General features: G+C 44.1%; 16 protein-coding genes, 1 tRNA gene and 1 pseudogene. 12 read left to right on the top strand and 6 right to left on the bottom strand.

Annotation, left to right across the window (positions count from 1 at the left end; translation table 11 throughout):
* Positions 1-111 (bottom strand): annotated as a pseudogene (locus ACP5N5_RS01945) (ABC transporter); the annotation flags it as partial.
* 188 nt (positions 112-299) lie between these two features.
* On the opposite strand from ACP5N5_RS01945, the gene ACP5N5_RS01940 reads away from it, so the two are divergent.
* From ACP5N5_RS01940 to ACP5N5_RS01905, 8 genes are all read left to right on the top strand, one after another.
* Positions 300-578: a monovalent cation/H+ antiporter complex subunit F gene (locus ACP5N5_RS01940; RefSeq protein ID WP_042667694.1), complete on the top strand. Its 279-nt coding sequence runs from the start codon at positions 300-302 to the stop codon at positions 576-578.
* Complete coding sequence (mnhG, locus tag ACP5N5_RS01935) at positions 575-931, top strand: monovalent cation/H(+) antiporter subunit G (protein WP_042667695.1); 357 nt, start codon at positions 575-577, stop codon at positions 929-931. The genes ACP5N5_RS01940 and mnhG overlap by 4 nt, the downstream gene beginning before the upstream one ends.
* Complete coding sequence (locus tag ACP5N5_RS01930; RefSeq protein WP_012608636.1) at positions 928-1,176, top strand: hydrogenase subunit MbhD domain-containing protein; 249 nt, start codon at positions 928-930, stop codon at positions 1,174-1,176. The genes mnhG and ACP5N5_RS01930 overlap by 4 nt, the downstream gene beginning before the upstream one ends.
* A 2-nt stretch (positions 1,177-1,178) precedes the next feature.
* Positions 1,179-1,916 (top strand): Na(+)/H(+) antiporter subunit B, encoded by a 738-nt coding sequence (locus tag ACP5N5_RS01925; protein ID WP_042667696.1) that lies wholly within the window; start codon positions 1,179-1,181, stop codon positions 1,914-1,916.
* A complete protein-coding gene (locus ACP5N5_RS01920; protein ID WP_042667697.1) occupies positions 1,913-2,317 on the top strand; it encodes a sodium:proton antiporter in 405 nt (134 codons plus the stop codon). The genes ACP5N5_RS01925 and ACP5N5_RS01920 overlap by 4 nt, the downstream gene beginning before the upstream one ends.
* Positions 2,314-2,799 (top strand): Na+/H+ antiporter subunit E, encoded by a 486-nt coding sequence (locus ACP5N5_RS01915; protein ID WP_042667698.1) that lies wholly within the window; start codon positions 2,314-2,316, stop codon positions 2,797-2,799. The genes ACP5N5_RS01920 and ACP5N5_RS01915 overlap by 4 nt, the downstream gene beginning before the upstream one ends.
* 16 nt (positions 2,800-2,815) lie before the next feature.
* Entirely contained in the window at positions 2,816-4,378 is a 1,563-nt protein-coding gene (locus ACP5N5_RS01910) for a proton-conducting transporter membrane subunit (protein ID WP_428131956.1), read from the top strand.
* 97 nt (positions 4,379-4,475) lie between these two features.
* Positions 4,476-4,549, top strand: a tRNA-Ile gene (locus tag ACP5N5_RS01905).
* Positions 4,550-4,556: 7 nt separating this feature from the next.
* Here ACP5N5_RS01905 and ACP5N5_RS01900 read toward each other — a convergent pair.
* Complete coding sequence (locus ACP5N5_RS01900) at positions 4,557-5,852, bottom strand: phosphoadenosine phosphosulfate reductase family protein (RefSeq protein WP_428131951.1); 1,296 nt, start codon at positions 5,850-5,852, stop codon at positions 4,557-4,559.
* Positions 5,853-6,014: 162 nt separating this feature from the next.
* On the opposite strand from ACP5N5_RS01900, the gene ACP5N5_RS01895 reads away from it, so the two are divergent.
* Positions 6,015-7,841: an aldehyde ferredoxin oxidoreductase family protein gene (locus ACP5N5_RS01895; RefSeq protein ID WP_428131946.1), complete on the top strand. Its 1,827-nt coding sequence runs from the start codon at positions 6,015-6,017 to the stop codon at positions 7,839-7,841.
* A 65-nt stretch (positions 7,842-7,906) separates the two neighbouring features.
* On the top strand, positions 7,907-8,275 hold the full coding sequence (locus ACP5N5_RS01890; RefSeq protein ID WP_042667702.1) for a DUF120 domain-containing protein: 369 nt from the start codon (positions 7,907-7,909) through the stop codon (positions 8,273-8,275).
* A gap of 11 nt (positions 8,276-8,286) precedes the next feature.
* Here the strand turns inward: ACP5N5_RS01890 and ACP5N5_RS01885 are convergent, their stop codons facing one another.
* Positions 8,287-9,174 (bottom strand): hypothetical protein, encoded by an 888-nt coding sequence (locus tag ACP5N5_RS01885; protein ID WP_012608644.1) that lies wholly within the window; start codon positions 9,172-9,174, stop codon positions 8,287-8,289.
* 332 nt (positions 9,175-9,506) lie between these two features.
* On the opposite strand from ACP5N5_RS01885, the gene ACP5N5_RS01880 reads away from it, so the two are divergent.
* Positions 9,507-10,313: an SAM hydrolase/SAM-dependent halogenase family protein gene (locus tag ACP5N5_RS01880; protein ID WP_048058878.1), complete on the top strand. Its 807-nt coding sequence runs from the start codon at positions 9,507-9,509 to the stop codon at positions 10,311-10,313.
* Between the two features lie 308 nt (positions 10,314-10,621).
* Here the strand turns inward: ACP5N5_RS01880 and ACP5N5_RS01875 are convergent, their stop codons facing one another.
* Positions 10,622-14,050, bottom strand: coding sequence for a glucodextranase DOMON-like domain-containing protein (locus ACP5N5_RS01875; RefSeq protein ID WP_428131934.1), 3,429 nt, complete (start codon positions 14,048-14,050; stop codon positions 10,622-10,624).
* Between the two features lie 310 nt (positions 14,051-14,360).
* Here ACP5N5_RS01875 and ACP5N5_RS01870 point away from each other — a divergent pair, with 310 nt between their 5' ends.
* The gene (locus ACP5N5_RS01870) at positions 14,361-15,602 is read left to right on the top strand and encodes an MFS transporter (protein ID WP_428131928.1); all 1,242 of its coding nucleotides are present in this window, start codon (positions 14,361-14,363) and stop codon (positions 15,600-15,602) included.
* Positions 15,603-15,663: 61 nt separating this feature from the next.
* Here the strand turns inward: ACP5N5_RS01870 and cas4 are convergent, their stop codons facing one another.
* Positions 15,664-16,290 (bottom strand): CRISPR-associated protein Cas4, encoded by a 627-nt coding sequence (gene cas4, locus ACP5N5_RS01865; RefSeq protein WP_276814731.1) that lies wholly within the window; start codon positions 16,288-16,290, stop codon positions 15,664-15,666.
* 109 nt (positions 16,291-16,399) lie between these two features.
* Complete coding sequence (gene cyaB, locus ACP5N5_RS01860) at positions 16,400-16,981, bottom strand: class IV adenylate cyclase (RefSeq protein ID WP_012608649.1); 582 nt, start codon at positions 16,979-16,981, stop codon at positions 16,400-16,402.
* Between the last annotated feature and the right edge of the window lie 182 nt (positions 16,982-17,163).

The following is a 17,163-nucleotide window of genomic DNA, read 5'->3' as shown; positions in this document are numbered from 1 at the left end:
GAGACCAAAGATCTCCCCCTCATATATATCCAGGTTTAAATCGTCGACAGCTGTGAAATCACCGAATTTCTTAGTAAAAGAGCGTATTTCAACCGCGTGGATTCCACTCATTTCAAAAACCCTAAATTGATTTTTACATAGAGTTAGCCAATTATAATTAATTCCGCCTTTAAACTTTATGATTTTCAGCCATTGAATCATATGCGTGAAGTATCCAGGCTGGTTTACAAGCCCAGATACTTGGTATCTCACAAAAATATTTATACCGGGGGAATTCTCTAAGAAAATGGGTAAAACGTATGTTTGAGTATCTAGAATACTTGACGATAATTGCGGCACCATTTTATCTGGGAGCTATTATACTTTATACGCTGAGAGCTATCAAGGGCCCCTCAATACCTGATATAGTTTTAGCCATAGATTGTATAGCGTATGACCTCGCCGTGTTCCTAGCATTGATCGCCCTTTATTATCGCTCGCCAATAATGATCACTCCATCACTACTTCTCTCCCTATGGGCATACTTACTCGACGTCTTTGTATCAAAATATCTTGCATTAAGGAAGGTGGAGGCTTGATCGAGGCTGTTTTATTCTGGCTTGGCTCGGCATTATTAGTCATCGGCGGAGTATTCGATTTCATAGCATCAATAGGGCTCTTAAGATTCCCAAACTTCTACGTGAGGCTTCACGCCGCGACGATAGGTACTATATATGGAGCTGTCCTCCCACTACTCGGCGTCTCATTAATCGCGCTTGGCTTACCTGAGTTAAATGGTAGATTCATTATTGCAGGCGGAGCCCTTGCAACAGCCATAATACTACTTATAATCGCGCCGGTTGGTAGTCATATCCTCGCCTATGCTGCACACAAGTCCAAGAGCATTGAATGGAACCCGGTATACGATGCCCTCGAGGAGGATGAGAAGTGATCCTGACAATACTTCTACTTGTATTCAGCAGTCTTCTAAGCCTCGTATTTGTTTACCTGGCTGTAACCGAGAAGAATCTATTGAAGGCAATAGGCTTCTCGGCTGGGCAAAGCATAGCATACAGCATCATATTACACGTCTTCGCCGCTACTGACATAGTGTTAACCTATATTGCTGTATCCGTTGGGATCTACTCTGCAGTACTAGTATACGTGATTAGCAAGACCGAGAAGTACGAGGTGTAAACATGGATAGATACCTGGTTTTAATAGTATTACTGGTTTTCACTATTATAAGTGCACTGGTATTAGCATGGCTTAACCTGTTGAATCCACCCACCACAATCAAGACTCTAGGACTCACCTACATAGAGAACACCTACTTCGGCCCATACTCCTCCATGAGCCCTGAAGCCGTCACAGCAATCGTGTGGGACTATAGAGGCTTAGACACAGTGTATGAGACAGCCGTCTTCTTCCTGGCCATTGTAGGTGGGTTAAGCGTCTTCAGAGGGGTTAAAACCAGGGCTTCAACAATGAAGGGGATCGGCCTTACAGGCATCGCCAAGACTTCCACCAAAATAATAGCAGTAATGATTGTAGGTGCATCAGCTAGTATAGCTTTACACGGCCACCTAACACCAGGAGGAGGTTTCCAAGGTGGTTCAACACTTGCCGTGGCATTCCTACTCATCATACCTGTCTTCTCAGTGTATTCACTGCTTAATATGAATATAACCTCTGAGAAACTAATAGCAACCCGTGGAATAGCCCTTACAGCGATAGGGATCGTGGCGTTATTACCGGTTTTAAAAAACCTCCCACTTGTATCAAATATCAGCTTCTACCCCTCACACATAGCTGGAATGCTTACCAGTGGAAGCCTCTTCTTCTACAATTTATTCGAGTATATAGCTGTAGCCTCCGGCTTCACAGCTGTATTCATTTATCTATCATTAGCAGGAGTGGAGAGTGAGGAGAAGTGAGCACTGAGGCTTTTGCCTGGTCTATATTGTTGATAGTAATAGTCTTAAACTCGCTGATCTCGATCTACGGCATAGTGTATAGGAGAAGCCTGGTAAAAAAGCTGATATCGCTAACCATGTTATCTGACACAGTGTTCGTGATATTCATAATGATAGGGTATAGAATAGTCTATCCATCGGTGCCACCTATATTCACGAGTCTAACCAGTGAAGACCTAGAGTATTTAAGACAACATGCCGTGGACCCCTTGCCCCAAGCCCTCGTGTTAACAGGCATAGTTATAGGTATGGCTGTGAACGCGTTGATAGCATTCGGCATAATACAAGCATATAAGCTGCAAGGCACAACCGATGCTAGGAAGCTAGTGGAAGCCGCGTTAAAGGAGGTGCCTGAGGAATGATAGAGGAGCTAGCAGCAGCCCTACTAGTATTCATGGTATACATACTCGTAGCAGGCAGCCTCACACCATACGATATTGCTACAGGACTATTAGTAAGCGCCATCACCGGATTAGTTACAGGCAAGTACTTAATTAGGAATCCAAGTAAAATACTCCAGCCCCAGCGGCTCATCCTACTAATATTCTACTTTTTCAAGTACATCACGATAATAGAGTTCAAGTCACATATGGATGTTGTAAAAAGAATCTTCAACATGAATATTAAACCCGGCATAGTTAAAATACCGGTAACAGTCACCTCAGAATACGCTAGGCTATTCGTGGCGAACTCCATTACAAACACTCCAGGTACCGTTGTCATCGACGAGAGAGATGGCTTCTTCTACGTGAACTGGATTGACGTATCAACCAAGGACCCCTTAGAGGCTAGGCGCTCGATAAGCGAGGAGTTCGAGACTTATGCTTCGAAAATACTTGATTAAGATAGCAGGTGATTAGATGAGCCCACATGTAATCGGCTTAATACCCTTTATACCTGTATTAGGCGCATTTCTCACACCCCTCGTATACCTGGTTTCCAGGAGCAGGCTCACGGTATTTGCTCACGGAGTATTATTCACCCTTATCACACTTGTATTATCGATACTGGGGTTTATTCAAGCATATGAGAGTGATGCCCCCCAAGCCTATCTCATGGGCGGGTGGCCTCCACCACTCGGAATAACCTATACGCTTGATAAATTAACAGGGATACTGGTGTTAACCACAAGCCTCGTCCTAACCGTGATCATGGTGTACAGCGTGGAATACATAGTGGATGACGGGTATCCATGGTATGTAACACTTATGTTAGGGGTTTTCTCAGGCATACTGGGTGTTATAATGACATCGGATGTCTTCAATTTATTCGTTATGTTGGAGGTCACGGGTGTATCATCCTACGGGCTTGTAATGTATTACCGGCACAGGGCTGGCCCGATAGTCTCAGGTATAAAATACGCCTTCGTGGGGGCAATGGGTACAACCCTCTACCTTCTAGCCCTGGCAATAATATATAATGTATATGGATCCCTGAACCTCATAGATTTATCGTTGAAGACGCATGGATACCGGGGGGGCTCAATAACGTATATGGGTACAGGCTACGATGCCGTGTCAATAGGTTTAATCATGGCTATCTCGTTCTGGACGTTCAGCATTAAAAGCGGTGTATTCCCTAATCACTTTTGGCTACCTGATGCTCATCCAGCAGCTCCGTCACCTGTTTCAGCAATGCTGAGTGGGTTAGTGGTTAACACTGGTGCTGTGGGACTATATAAAATCCTTTACCTGATATATGGTGGAAGCATACTGGATTCATTAACCCCGGCTAGGGACGCTATATCGTTCCTAATCGTGTTAACTGGGGCTTTCTCAGCGATTATAGGTGCTTTACTAATGAATATCCAGGAAGACGTAAAGAGAATGATAGCTTACTCCACAGTCATGAATACAGGCTATATATTCATGGGTATAGGGATCTTAAGCCCATTCGGTATCCTGGCATTCCTATATTACACTGTGGTACACTCGCTTGCGAAATCCACCCTCTTCCTGAGCATGGGCTTACTGATAAAATACACCGGTAGCCGTAGGATAAATGAGCTAGCTGGGTCATTTAAGACTCATATCATACCCGGAGTGGCCAGCGTTATATCCCTGCTCACGTTATCCGGGATACCGCCTCTCCCAGGCTTCCTAGGCAAGCTACTCCTATACAACGCGTTATTCAGTTACAACCCTGTATTCGCCATAGTTATGCTGATTGCAAGCGCTATAGGTCTACTAGCATATATGAGGTTATTCTTCATACTGGTCTTCGAGGCACCTACAAGGAAGACTATTGGAAAAAGGTTCCTGCTTTCAGAAGCATCAACCCTGGCCATCGCGTTATTCACATCGATCGTGGGGATATTACTCCTGTTTCGCCAAGACTTCTTCGATGCATTATTCATGGAGTCAGTCGACCAGGTTGCAGACGTCGTGAAATACATGGAGCAACTAGCATCATCACTAATTTAACCTGGGAAACCTGGTTTATCCAGGCACAATATATTACGACAGAGGGCTAAAAGCCGGAAAACTTTTAAATTCCATTATACATGTTGTGGATACCTGGGGGCCCGTAGCTCAGCTTGGTGGAGCGCCCGGCTGATAACCGGGAGGACGCGGGTTCAAATCCCGCCGGGCCCATAATCAATTATTGTTTCTCACTGTAAAGATACATCATTACGTCGTTTATCGAGAGACCCGTAACCTCCCGTAATCTCTCAAACCAGTATCTATTTTTGGTGTAGGATAATTCAAGTTCGTGTGGATGCATTGCAGGACACAGTATACAGCCTAGCCTGGTGAAGCCTTCATTGTACAAGGGGTTTAACTCTATTCCCCTGTTCACTATGTATAATTGAACCAGTAACCTACTCCACCACTTGATCGGTAATATCCTTGTGACTTCAGGTATTAAGGGATTTCTACCTATCCTCGGCATCTCGGCTCGACTACTGCTTTCCCTGCTTCTAGATCCGTCGATAACGAATCTTATATTGTGTTCCCTGTAGAATCTCCTTAAGGGTTCAAGTTTCAGTATTCTCGTACACCACCTGTTATTGCGCGTGGGTAGTCCACGAGAAGCAATCTCGTTGAGTGGATCCAATCCCGAAGACACTACATAGGGTATTAAGCCGAGTTTATCAAGTATTCTTAGAGCATATTCTTTGACACCGGGTAGATCCATGCCTGTATCTACATAGACCACCTTTATCCTTGCATGGCCTAATGCCTCTTGAGATAAAACTAGTGAAGCTGTTGAATCAGCCCCACCACTATAGGAGACCGCTATACCATCCATAACATTCTCTAGTGTTTTCTTCAGGAAGCCCACAGCTTCGTTGACGGCTGTCTCAAGCAGGCCTCTATTAGCTTCTACAACCTGTATAATACCTGTAGCTGGGAGGGGCTTGAACCCTTTCGGTGCTACATCCTTTACTTTGACAATCTTCTTCGATGCATCAATAACCCTTGCAACACCAATATACTTGTTTAAGTCTAATAGAATCCATCGCAGACCATCTATATCCCCAACTACCTTCACTTTTTTGCCTTTCAGCTTTCTCCCATGGCCGGGCTCCACCTCAACACTGTATGCACCTAGACTGTTGAGTAGACTAGCTAACCCACCGCTAGGATGGAACATCCATCTTTCCCCCATCCTATACTCCACTACACCCAGTCTCACACCATCAGCGAATACCTCTAGTGCTAACATGCTCCGTGACGAGGGATTAGGTGCACGGTGGATGAGTACGTTTCTATCTTGAAGACGGTAATGGATCTTGAACTCGGCTGAGATTAATTCCTCTACAAGCCTCTTCTCGAATAAACCCGCCAGCCAGTAATCATGCCTCATCCTCCATTTCCTACAGTTTAATCTGGGAGCATTCCTCTTGCTATCCCAGCACACCCATCCCTCATCAATGATGACGTCGTTACCCATGAATACCACTTCTACGCAGCTTCCACTATCAGGGTATAGTAGCGATCTCTACACAGTATTTAAAGCTGGGGGGATCCCCACAGCAATCATAGATTTCGCCCAGATCATACAAAGCTATAAAGTTTATATCTCTAAAGGCGTTTAATATCTATTGTGATGTATATGTATGGCTGGTGGGGTAAGGCACTACTAATAGATTTAACCAAAAGTAAGGTAAAAGAGGTAAGCATAGAGCCAGAGATACTACATGGATTCATCGGTGGAAGAGGCCTAGCGGTTAGACTCCTATGGGATCTAATCCCTCCCGGGGTGGATCCGTTATCACCATATAATGCATTAATAGTGGCCTCCGGTCCTCTCTCAGGGCTACCATTACCTAGTAGTGGTAAACTAGTTGTAGCATCTAAGAGCCCGCTGACAAATGGCTATGGGGATGGCAATATAGGTTCCATGGCCAGCCACCACTTAAAGCACAGCGGCTACGATGCACTCATAATCACAGGGGCATCTAAGAAACCCGTCTACCTCTACATTGAAAACGGTAAAGTAGAGTTCAGAAGTGCCGAGGATCTATGGGGGCTTGACACCTTCACTACTGAGGAAAAACTGGTTAGAGAACATGGTAGAAACATTGGCATACTTGAAATCGGACCGGCGGGAGAGCACATGGTTAGATACGCCACAGTGATCTCCCAGAAGGGGAGAAGCGGAGGGCGCCCAGGCATGGGTGCTGTAATGGGTAGCAAAAAGCTGAAGGCGATAGTGATCAAGGGAAACATGGAGCCACCTATAGCCGATAAAGAGGCTCTTAGAAAAATATCTGAGGAATCCTATAAGAAGATACAGGGTAGCGATAACTATGATTACTGGATTAGACAAGGCACAATGTCCACAATACAGTGGAGTCATCAAAACAGCGTCCTACCCACAATGAACTTTAGGGAGGGTGTGTGGGAGCTGTATGAAACCATAAGCGGTGATTTAATGGAAAAACTGAAGATAGATAGAAGGGGATGTCCTTACTGTAACATGCAGTGCGGTAATGTTGTTAGTGATGACGTAGGAGAGGAGAGCGAACTAGACTATGAGAACGTAGCGATGCTGGGCAGTAATATATTATTAGAGAACTTGAAAAGGGTTGCCGAGATAAATAAGCTAGCTGATAAACTAGGGGTAGATACCATAAGTCTAGGCAACTCGATAGGGTTCTATATGGAAGCTAGCGAGAGAGGGCTAGTCAAAGAGAGAGTTGAATGGGGAGACTTCAAAGCCGTGAGAGAGATAACCATTGATACGGCATATAGACGCGGGCTGGGAGCATTCATAGCTGAAGGAGTTATGAGGATGGCGAGGAGTATTGGCGGTGAGGCACTCGATTTCGCCATGCATGTGAAGGGTTTAGAGGTATCTGCATACAACTGTCACACAACCCCCGGAATGGCCCTAGCATACGGCACATCTTCTATCGGGGCCCACCACAAGGATGCCTGGATAATAAGCTACGAAGTTAGAACAGATAGATCATCGTATAGCAGGGACAAGGTTGAACGCTTAATCTTCCTGCAAAACATGCGTGGAGGAATGTTTGAGTCGCTGACAACATGTAGGCTTCCATGGGTTGAAGTAGGCCTCGACCTCGAGTATTACCCAAGATTCCTTTCAGCTGTAACTGGTTTAAAATGGAGCCTCGACGATATAAGCGTTTCTGCCAACAGGATCTACACGTTGATAAGGGCATTCTGGATACGCGAATACATGGGTTGGAGTAGCTCGATGGACTACCCGCCTACCAGATGGTTTAAACACCCACTTACAAAAGGACCGTATGCAGGCTCACACCTAGATATCTCTAAATACAGTGAAATGTTAAAGATATACTATGAAATACGTGGCTGGGATGAAAACGGTATCCCAAAGAAGGAGACTCTCATAAAGCTGGGGCTAGACTTCACAATACCTGTTCTAGAGGACATTGTGAAGCTACGGTAGATACCTAATATTTTATTTTTAAACAAGTTATCTATAACTCCCCGGTATAACCCAGGGATATCTCAATGCATAGACTCAAGGGTAGAATCGTCACCGGGCTTGGTGAGGGAAGTAGATATGTCTATCAATATCGCGACAGGTTCCTTAGAATCCTCGGGATAAATCCCTACCCAGGTACATTAAACATAGAGTTAATTGAGCCGCGATTCTTCAACATAGAGGACTATAAATACATCGAGGTGGATCCACCTAGCCAGGTATATGGTAAAGTACTTGCCGTCAAAGCTAGAATCAAGAATATACCGGTGTACATTATTAAACCATTAAAGACCAGGCATGCCTTAAACATTATCGAGGTTATATCAGAGCATAATCTACGTGAATCACTCGGTGTTAAAACAGGAGACGTAGTTGAGATATATGTAGAAGACTAGCATCTAGATTCTTACTTAATGGAGATTTTGTCGAGAATACCAGTTATATTTTTAACGGGTACAACAAGGTGTTCTCCTCTTTCATAGTATGACTCCCCATTAACGAAAACTATATCGGGATCCATGAAGCGGGACACTGTTGCCCAGAAGTCGTCTTCATGCCTGATAATGGATGCCTTCAATGGATTCCCTAAGTCGATGACCTGTAGATCCGCAATCTCGTTTACATCTATAACCCCCTCTCCAACCCTGGTTATCCTGTAGGGTTCTACAAGTATTCTATAGAGTCTTCCCGAGTCCACCCCGCTCTCATATAGTATTGAGAGAGATGATATAGTGGAACCGGTACTTCTCAAATCCATCATCCTACACTTCTCAGTGATCCTCTGAGGTGAACAGGTTATATCGCTTAACACGCCTATCTTCTCATCATTGAAATATATGTTGCCTTCTTTCACGAGTAAATAGTATAAGCCGCTCTTCTCCACAACCTCCCCTTCATGAATAATCACGACCTTTATGCCTAGCTCCCTCGATATTTTCTCCACGGGTTTTAAGTGCTCAGTATACACTATCGGCATAGTGATCCCGTTTGCTAAGGCGTTTGCAAACCCCACCTCTGCGAGCCTCTCAAGCTCGTGTCTTGATAGAGTTGAGAAATCATTGATGCCTAGTCTCCTAAACGGGTATTCCACTAGGTCTACTATAGCGCTAAAGCCGTGAAGGGCTATAGCATGCCCCTGGAAGTCGTATTGTAGCTCGCTTAATTCATGTTCTGGTTCAGGGGTTTCACCAATAAACCCTATTTTACCGTTTTCCAGAAATATTACACCTTTTACAACCCCATCCCTGCTAGGGAACCATAGATTACTTAGCAGTACCCTGATGCCTTCGCTCATGAGATAACCCCCACTTGATCCCTATTATAAACCAACTAATATACTGATTAACCAAAATAACAATAATGATTATTCAAAATATTAAGGTGGAACGATAATTATGAAATATTGTGCCGGGATGGATTCGACGGGCGGCCTGAGCTGTGATGAACCATTGTAGCGTTCGACCGGCACATTTATCTGGTCTGAATAGGAGTAATAAATAACAAGAAGTGCCCAATGAAGTGCAGCGGATAAACTGATCTATGCAGTGATGAATACTGTGCCCGAGGGCTCTCGCATAGGATAATTATATGGCTACTTCATAATGGTTTAGCCACATGGTGGGCACTATGAGTAACAGGATTATCGCCTTGATGACCGACTTCGGGTATAAGGATCCATATGTAGGCGTGATGAAGGGAGTTATAAAAAGTATCAACCCGGATGTTGAAATAGTGGATTTAACCCATGGCATAAATCGCCATGACATTATTGAGGCAGCTGTAGTACTCATGGTTTCAGCCAGGTATTTCCCTCCGGGCACAATATTCGTGGTTGTCGTGGATCCAGGCGTCGGCAGTAACAGGCGGGCTATAGTAGTGGAGACAAGTAATTACATACTTGTTGGACCAGATAACGGATGCCTAAGCCTCCTGGCATTAAAAGATGGAGTTAAGAGGGTGGTTGACATCTCTAACTCCAGGTACAGGTTGGGCGATGTATCACATACGTTCCATGGACGCGACATCTTCGCCCCTGTGGCAGCATGGATTAGCCGTGGTATACCACTCGAGGCGATCGGTACCGAGATACCTGTTGACTCATTGAAAACAATCAGAATTGAACCTCCTAGAATCAGTGATGACCTGATCGAGGGATATGCACTCTATATTGATATCTATGGTAACGTAATGACAAACATCAATGAGGATGAAGCATGCTCTATTCTTAAGCTTGGTGATAAAGTAGAGATAATACATCAAGGAGGAAAAAGCCAATGCGTGTTTACAACAAGTTTCAGCATCGTTAACCCAGGCGAGGTGGCCTGCTATATTAATTCATGGGGATACCTGGAGATAGCGGTGAATAATGGAAGCGCTGCAGATGTATTTGGCATCATACAGGGCTCAAGGCTCTTTTTCAAAAAACTATCATAGCTCAACCATGGGGTTCAGGTCTCATATAGGTTTATATAAATTGGTTTCATCCCTTCATCCTTGTTCCCCTGTATTCCTCTTGGGCTTGCAGAGTGCTTCAGGAATAGGTTTATGCATGCGATTACATTCTTCAATAGTAAACCTATATGAAAGCAGAAACAACATACCGAGGCGAACATGAATTACCCATCATCTGACCTTCCCAGCCCTAAAGGGTGGTTCACTGGTTCCCTGCATCTATTCCGAGGTCACATCTGTAAAGGAAGGATTTAGAACCCGCAACAGGCTTTTTAAAAAACTAGGAAAAACTAGGATTTTCCTGTTTTGGTTCTGAACAAGTATATAAGTATTGCTGCAACTACTATGATCACCACTACTAGTGTAACCAGTAGCCCCATGTTTAACAATGGTTGTTGAATAGGTGCTGTCGTAGTAGTTGTGGTGGTGGTTGTTGTAGTCGTAGGAGTCGTTGTGGTAGTGGTCGTAGTTGTTGTCGCTGTAGTAGTCGTTGTAGTTGTGGTAGTCGTGACCGGGGTTGTTGTTATTGTTACAGGTGTTGCCCCATAGCCTTTTAACTGGGCAAGCTTCTTACCGGCTAGGTCAAAGCTTAATAACATACTGTGTTGCTCCTCGGGTGTTGGCGCTAACACGTCTAATATGTATGGAATAACGCCGGCCAATATGGCCACCGAGTAGTTTGATGGCACGCTTACCGACCACTCGCCTCCGCTAGGACTGAAGCTTCTTATCTTATTCGTACCATATCCATCGTGACTAGTCACGGCGACAATGTACACCCACTTCTTAATGTCTTCTACATCATAGAGTAGGGACTTAGAGACCTCTGCTATGATACTGTTACCAGCTTGGTCGGCATAGACCTTGAAGCCGCTATCCTGGACAACGGGTTTGTCTTTATCATAGTAGTATATAGCAGATTTCTCCCCCACTGGAATAGGATCACTACCCCAGCCAGGGGCAAGTATTATAGCCATATGCCATTCGTAACCCTCTGCTATATCAGCGTTTAAACCAATGGTAGTACTATTACCCTTAGCCCCCAAGGGGGTGTGTATATATATATGCACCTGTTGCAGGCTCCAGCCGTTAGGCCCACTCCACGGGTTGCCCCCTAGGTCTCTGAAAATGACCTTGAACACTATTTTATCACCTTGATCAATCACGGTAAACCTAGTCATATCGAAGACTCCTGGCTTAAACACGGAGTTACCCGGGTACCCGTATCCCCCTGGTCCGTCATCGTCTCCAGTTGGATCATTCATCTCAAATATTATTGTTCCACTAATTGCTCCGCGCGGTATTTGAAGTTGATATACTAAGCCGAATCTAGATGAATACTCAGTTACATTATCACCGCTGTATAGCACAACCGCTAGGTACGTTGTAGCCCCTTCAGGTAGGTTAAGCTCGGTTGTATCAATAGAGAACTCAGCAGTAGTGGATGAGCCGCCGGCATTTACGCTTACGTTCCCTCTCCAGACCTCATTCCAGTCATTAACACTGGCATTCGATATTGTTACGGTTCTCGCAGCTACATCTACCAATATTTCTTTAACAAGGTATATTCCTAGGTCTACCCTACTATTTCTTGGATAGACCTGGTAACCTGGGTTGAACGGTGAGAGAGATGTCGACGGTGATGAGAAATATATCCCTATCCTTAATCCCCGGGTATCTACAGTGGTGAGGTTGAGCGCGAAGTATAGTTTACCTGGCTCCACCAGTATTAACAAGGAGTCTAATACCTGGCCCACAGGTATTCTAAGACCATTGCCATTAGAGATCTCCTTGTACCATTGCTGCTCTATTATTCCATCAATATTTGGAGTATACGTGGAGGGCCTGGGAACATTAGTGTTTAACACGCCTATAGGAGTTCCATCAGGGTAAGCCGTTACATCCAGGTAGTCCGGTGGGGTTAAACCGGCTAGTTGATATGCCTTCCTTAGATAAGCCTTAAATAATGGATCGAAGGTCTGTGGAGAACCACCACCATCGCCACCGTACCACCACCACCAGTCACTAGCCTCAGCCTTTAAGAGGCTGCGGGCTATCTCCGGGTATTGTACATATATAGACTTAAAGTCTTGGATACCCAGCTTCCTCATTATTTCGCTTCTTGCTTTAACAAGCCACATCCATGCAATGTTCTCCTGTCTATCTCCTATCCAGGTAGCCACTTCCCCACCGGACCATGAGCCTTCAGGTATATGAGCCTGGACTGCTTTCCTCGGCAGCTCACTATATCCATCCCCATAGCTATTTCCCGGTACATTGGAAATATCCTTACCAGCTATGTCGAGGTATACATATGTCTTTAAAGGTAGCGGCTGAGCCACATTAGGGAACAAGTCTATGAATGAGCCCGGTGTAATGGTTTCTAATACTCCCTGTGCCTGTAACTCTGAGAGACGCCTGTATAGTTCGTTAAGGAATAAGTCCCCGAATCTCTCATAGTTTTCCCAGGGGTTTTCACCATCCAATGCAACCACGATTATTCTCGGACCGCTTACCGAAGCTTTAAGTGATAGTACCCTGTTAATGAAGTCGTTGACAGCATTAGTGTAGCTCTGTGAACTATACTGGAAACTAATCAGGTTGCTTAACTCTGTATCCCTGAAGACCACGTATATTCTGCCCTCCTGGAAATCAATGTACCATGGTATCCCTAGAACGTTTATATCACCAGTGTTGACACCGGTTTTCCCTAGTATGGATTCATCTGTTATAGTCCAAGTAACACCAGCTCTCTTAAATGCTTCGAGCACCTCCTCGTTCACAGCCTCCTCAGCTGGCCATACACCCCTCGGTGTTACATTAAAATACTCTTTGAACAACCTCATGCTCTCAGAAATATGTATCTCCAAATCCTCCGAGAACCCTAGATCAGCTATTATGGGTGCAAGGGGATGGCTATATGGTACTGGTACTAGTTCCACCTGTTCTTTTAAGGCTAGCTCTTTATATGCTGGGATAATTTTAGCCATGATATCCCTATGCGTGTTCAGAACAATTCTCAATTCATTTATAGTATAGTTTGGCTGGCTTGAAGTATACGCCCTCTCCATTAATGAATATACCTCGGGATACTCCTCCTGTGATACCTGCGGGTCTATCCATAACAGGTTGAATAATACCGCTAGGTCAACCACGTTCTGGCTACTTAAATTACCACCTGTGAACCTGTCTACTATACAGTTCATCAACTCGCTTTCAGACCGCGTTATCTGGGAGCACTGCGACCACGCTGACTGAGCTAGTGACCGTAGCTCGCTGAATCGTGGTGACTTATCAACTATCCTACCCCAGTTCACATCGAAGAATCCACCCGGAATCTGAAGCATCTTGAATACATCTTCCCTGCTTAGAGTTCCATTGACCACTCTCCAGGATATGATTTCGCGGACATCCATCTTATTGTTTTCAACCATGTCGATTAATTGCTCGAGCAGGGACCCGGAGAAGGTGAAGGAGACCCTTATATCAGGGTACTTTGAGAGTATGTGTGCCATCTTATAGTAGTTTCCAACACTATGCATTCTAACCCATGGTAAGACAAGGTATGATTCATCGACACTATAATACCATGGCTGATGATAATGCCATACAATTGCAACATATATTTTATCGCCGGCACTATTAACTATTGGTACAAGTGGTTGAAGTATTGACGTGATTAATAGTAGTGATATGGTAGCCAGGATTAACTTCCTCAATTTTATCACGCTCCATATAAATACGATTATAAATAACAAATCTATTTTAAATCTAAATTTAAATAATCCATGAAAGAAGAATAAAATATATTATTTCAATGACCCGAGGCAATCTGAGATAAACAACTTATCTCCCACCGGATTCACATAGAGATGATATTGCTTGAAGCACTTCATTAAGTGCTATTGGATTCCACGCTATCCTCTCATCATTTATTATTCTGTTGGCCTACCAGCATATGTCAAGTTAAAAATATGTATTTTTTAAAACCTTGGGGAATCAATTGAGTATCATTATGGGTGCTTATTGATGTCCATGATTAATGGGTTCAAGGATCTACTAGGTGTCCTAAGAGGAAACGTGCTAGTAATGGCTATCTCATGGTTTCTCTATGGTTTAAGCGGCGCGCTTGTCCAGCCCTTCTTCTCTCTTTACGCTAAGAGTCTTGGAGCAGGGGATTTCGAGATAGCCCTTGTCAAATCCACCGGTATGGTTGCACTGGGTTTATTCACTATCCTGGGAGGGGTGTTAACCGATAGGGTTGGAAGGGTTAGAATTATTCTGGCTGGAACATTGTCTGTCTCGCTTGTTCAATTCGCATATGCTTTTGCGCAGTCATGGAATCAATTGGCGATTATATGGGTGATAGATGAAGCCGTCCATTTCTACCAACCGGCTTTAACGGCTATAGTAATGGATTCCCTTCCATCCAGGAAGGAGTTGAAGGGCTTCATCGCGTTGAACGTCTTCCCCAGTATTCCATGGCTCTTCATGCCTGTAGTCGGCGGGAAACTATATGATGTATATGGTGTTCAAGGAATTAGATACGGCTTTATACTATCCGGGACTTTGAGTCTAATAGTCTTGTTCCTCAGAGCTAGGAGTCTCAGGGAAACCATTAATCTGAGGAATAATAGAGGCGACTTCAACATAATTAATGATATAGCCGAGTTATTCAGGTACAGGACGGTTAAATACGTTGTCCTAATCTACTTGTTCACCGGGTTCATCTCGCCTTTGGCATCCTCTGTTTGGAATACATATGGATCAATATACTCTGTTAGAATACTGGAAGTTACTAATACTGAATGGGGGTTCATCAACACTGTGGGAACAGCATCCTCTATAGCTGCATCAATAATCCTGGCCTCATTACTCAGCGAGAACTATTTAACTGTGATCCTCTTGGCTGGTTCATTGTCAACTATATCATACCTATTATATGCTACACCACTACTCATCAGTACAAATCCATTACTTCCCCTGGTTATAGGCACGATCTTCGGAGCTATTGGGGGAGCGTTAGTGGGACCATTGATCTCCGCTATACTAACCAAGATACTCCCGATGGAGATACGTGGCAGGGCCACAGGTGTTCAAAGATTCCTGGAGAACATGGGTGCAGCGCTTGCAAACTATATTGGTGGACTACTATATGTGGGCCTGGGGCCGCTTAAAAGCATACTAGCTTCATGCATTCTAAGCATGATCGCATTCATGTATATATACCTGTTATTCACGCTGGCTTTAAAGGAATACATATACTCATAATCAGTAAAGAACTCAGTACTCAAGACCATCCTCATTGCTATGCTCAGTCTTCCCGAGTTCATCACTGGGGTTTCTGCTCCTCCACATAGTATGTACATATCTTCTTAAATATGCAGTAATTACACTCCCATGAATAACGTGGGTGAACAATATCGTCCACTACGTTCTTCACAAGATTCTTCAGATCTATTTTCTCACGTTGAATACTATACTCTACTATTTTATCGGGTGTTATATAGACTAGGATGCCTGATTCCGCATTCAACATGTTTAGATAAATGTTTAACTGCTCCACATGATGCCCTCTTGGAAGATCCTTCGAAGACCTGGAACTTTTTATCTCAACAACTACTCTAGTATTTGGGTTATAGGCATCGAGCCTCCCTTTAATAATATACCTTTTACTCCCTATCTCTACATATGTCTCTATACTTTTCTCAACCTCATATCCCTCACTCATAAGTACTTCCTCTAATCCCTTATGTAGAAGGATCCCGAGCACAGAGGATGGCTCGAAGCTGATCGTGAGCTCCGGATATTTTCTTCTTAAGTGATACTTATGGCTGCAAGCAACTAGGTCTGTTACATATATTATATCAGTATTCCTCAGTTCACTCATCTTCTCGACTTGTTCTCCCACTACACGCCTGTAAAGAGCTTCTGTAATAACCGTGGCCGCTTTATACATCTCCAACCCCTCCACCATAGTGTTTTCAGAATTCCCCCTCAATTTTATATTAATATTTCTACGAACACCAGTATTGTTGAGTATCTCTGTTAAGGCTGATTACTGGACGTTATTCTTCTATACATCTACCTGTTTTCAGGCATATCTCGAGATATGTCTCCTGAATAGGTTTAGCCATGCTGGATAAATCCCTTACAATGATATCGAGCAGATGAATGGCATGGGGCTCCTTTGCTTCAACCTCGAGAAAATACCCGACCCCTTTAAGCTCATCTATTGAGGCCTCCAGGCCATTGCCCCTGTATATATCCCTGTTTTTCACGAATGATATTAACTGTGATACCCCTATTTTATCCAGTATCTCGATAATAGAGGAGGCATTATCCGGTGTTAAATAGGCCTCGATCTCTCTCCTAGTCTTAATCACGCCCTCCCTATTCTCCCTTGGCCCCTTATATGTTAAGACTATATGTCTTCCACTATTCACGCAGACCCGATGGCGTAGCCTAACGGCCTCATCGCTTAGAGCGAGATCCCTGCATGGATGCTTGAAATAAATGTCTTTCTCACGGCACTCATCCACCTTTCTGAAGCCATGGGTAGCCAGATATTTCTCAATAACCTCTATGTCCACTAATACTTGTAGCTTGACCTCCGACTCCACTGTTGCGTTCTTTCTACCAGTGTCCATGGTTTAACCCTTTCTACACGATGTATTTCTCAACCCGGCTAATTATTTTATTCGCCCTTGCAAGGTTGATCCTGGCAATCCCGCCCTGAAGACTCCTTCCCGACGTATAAGTAACCCTCGCCCTAGTGAGCCCATGTATAAACGCTACCAATCCTTTATCAAGCCCCCTTGAATAACCCCCC

Origin of the sequence: Desulfurococcus sp. (assembly GCF_049970475.1) — an archaeon.
In the GTDB taxonomy this organism is placed as follows: Archaea; Thermoproteota; Thermoprotei_A; order Sulfolobales; family Desulfurococcaceae; genus Desulfurococcus; species Desulfurococcus amylolyticus.
This window is presented reverse-complemented; position numbering and strand designations above follow the sequence as displayed.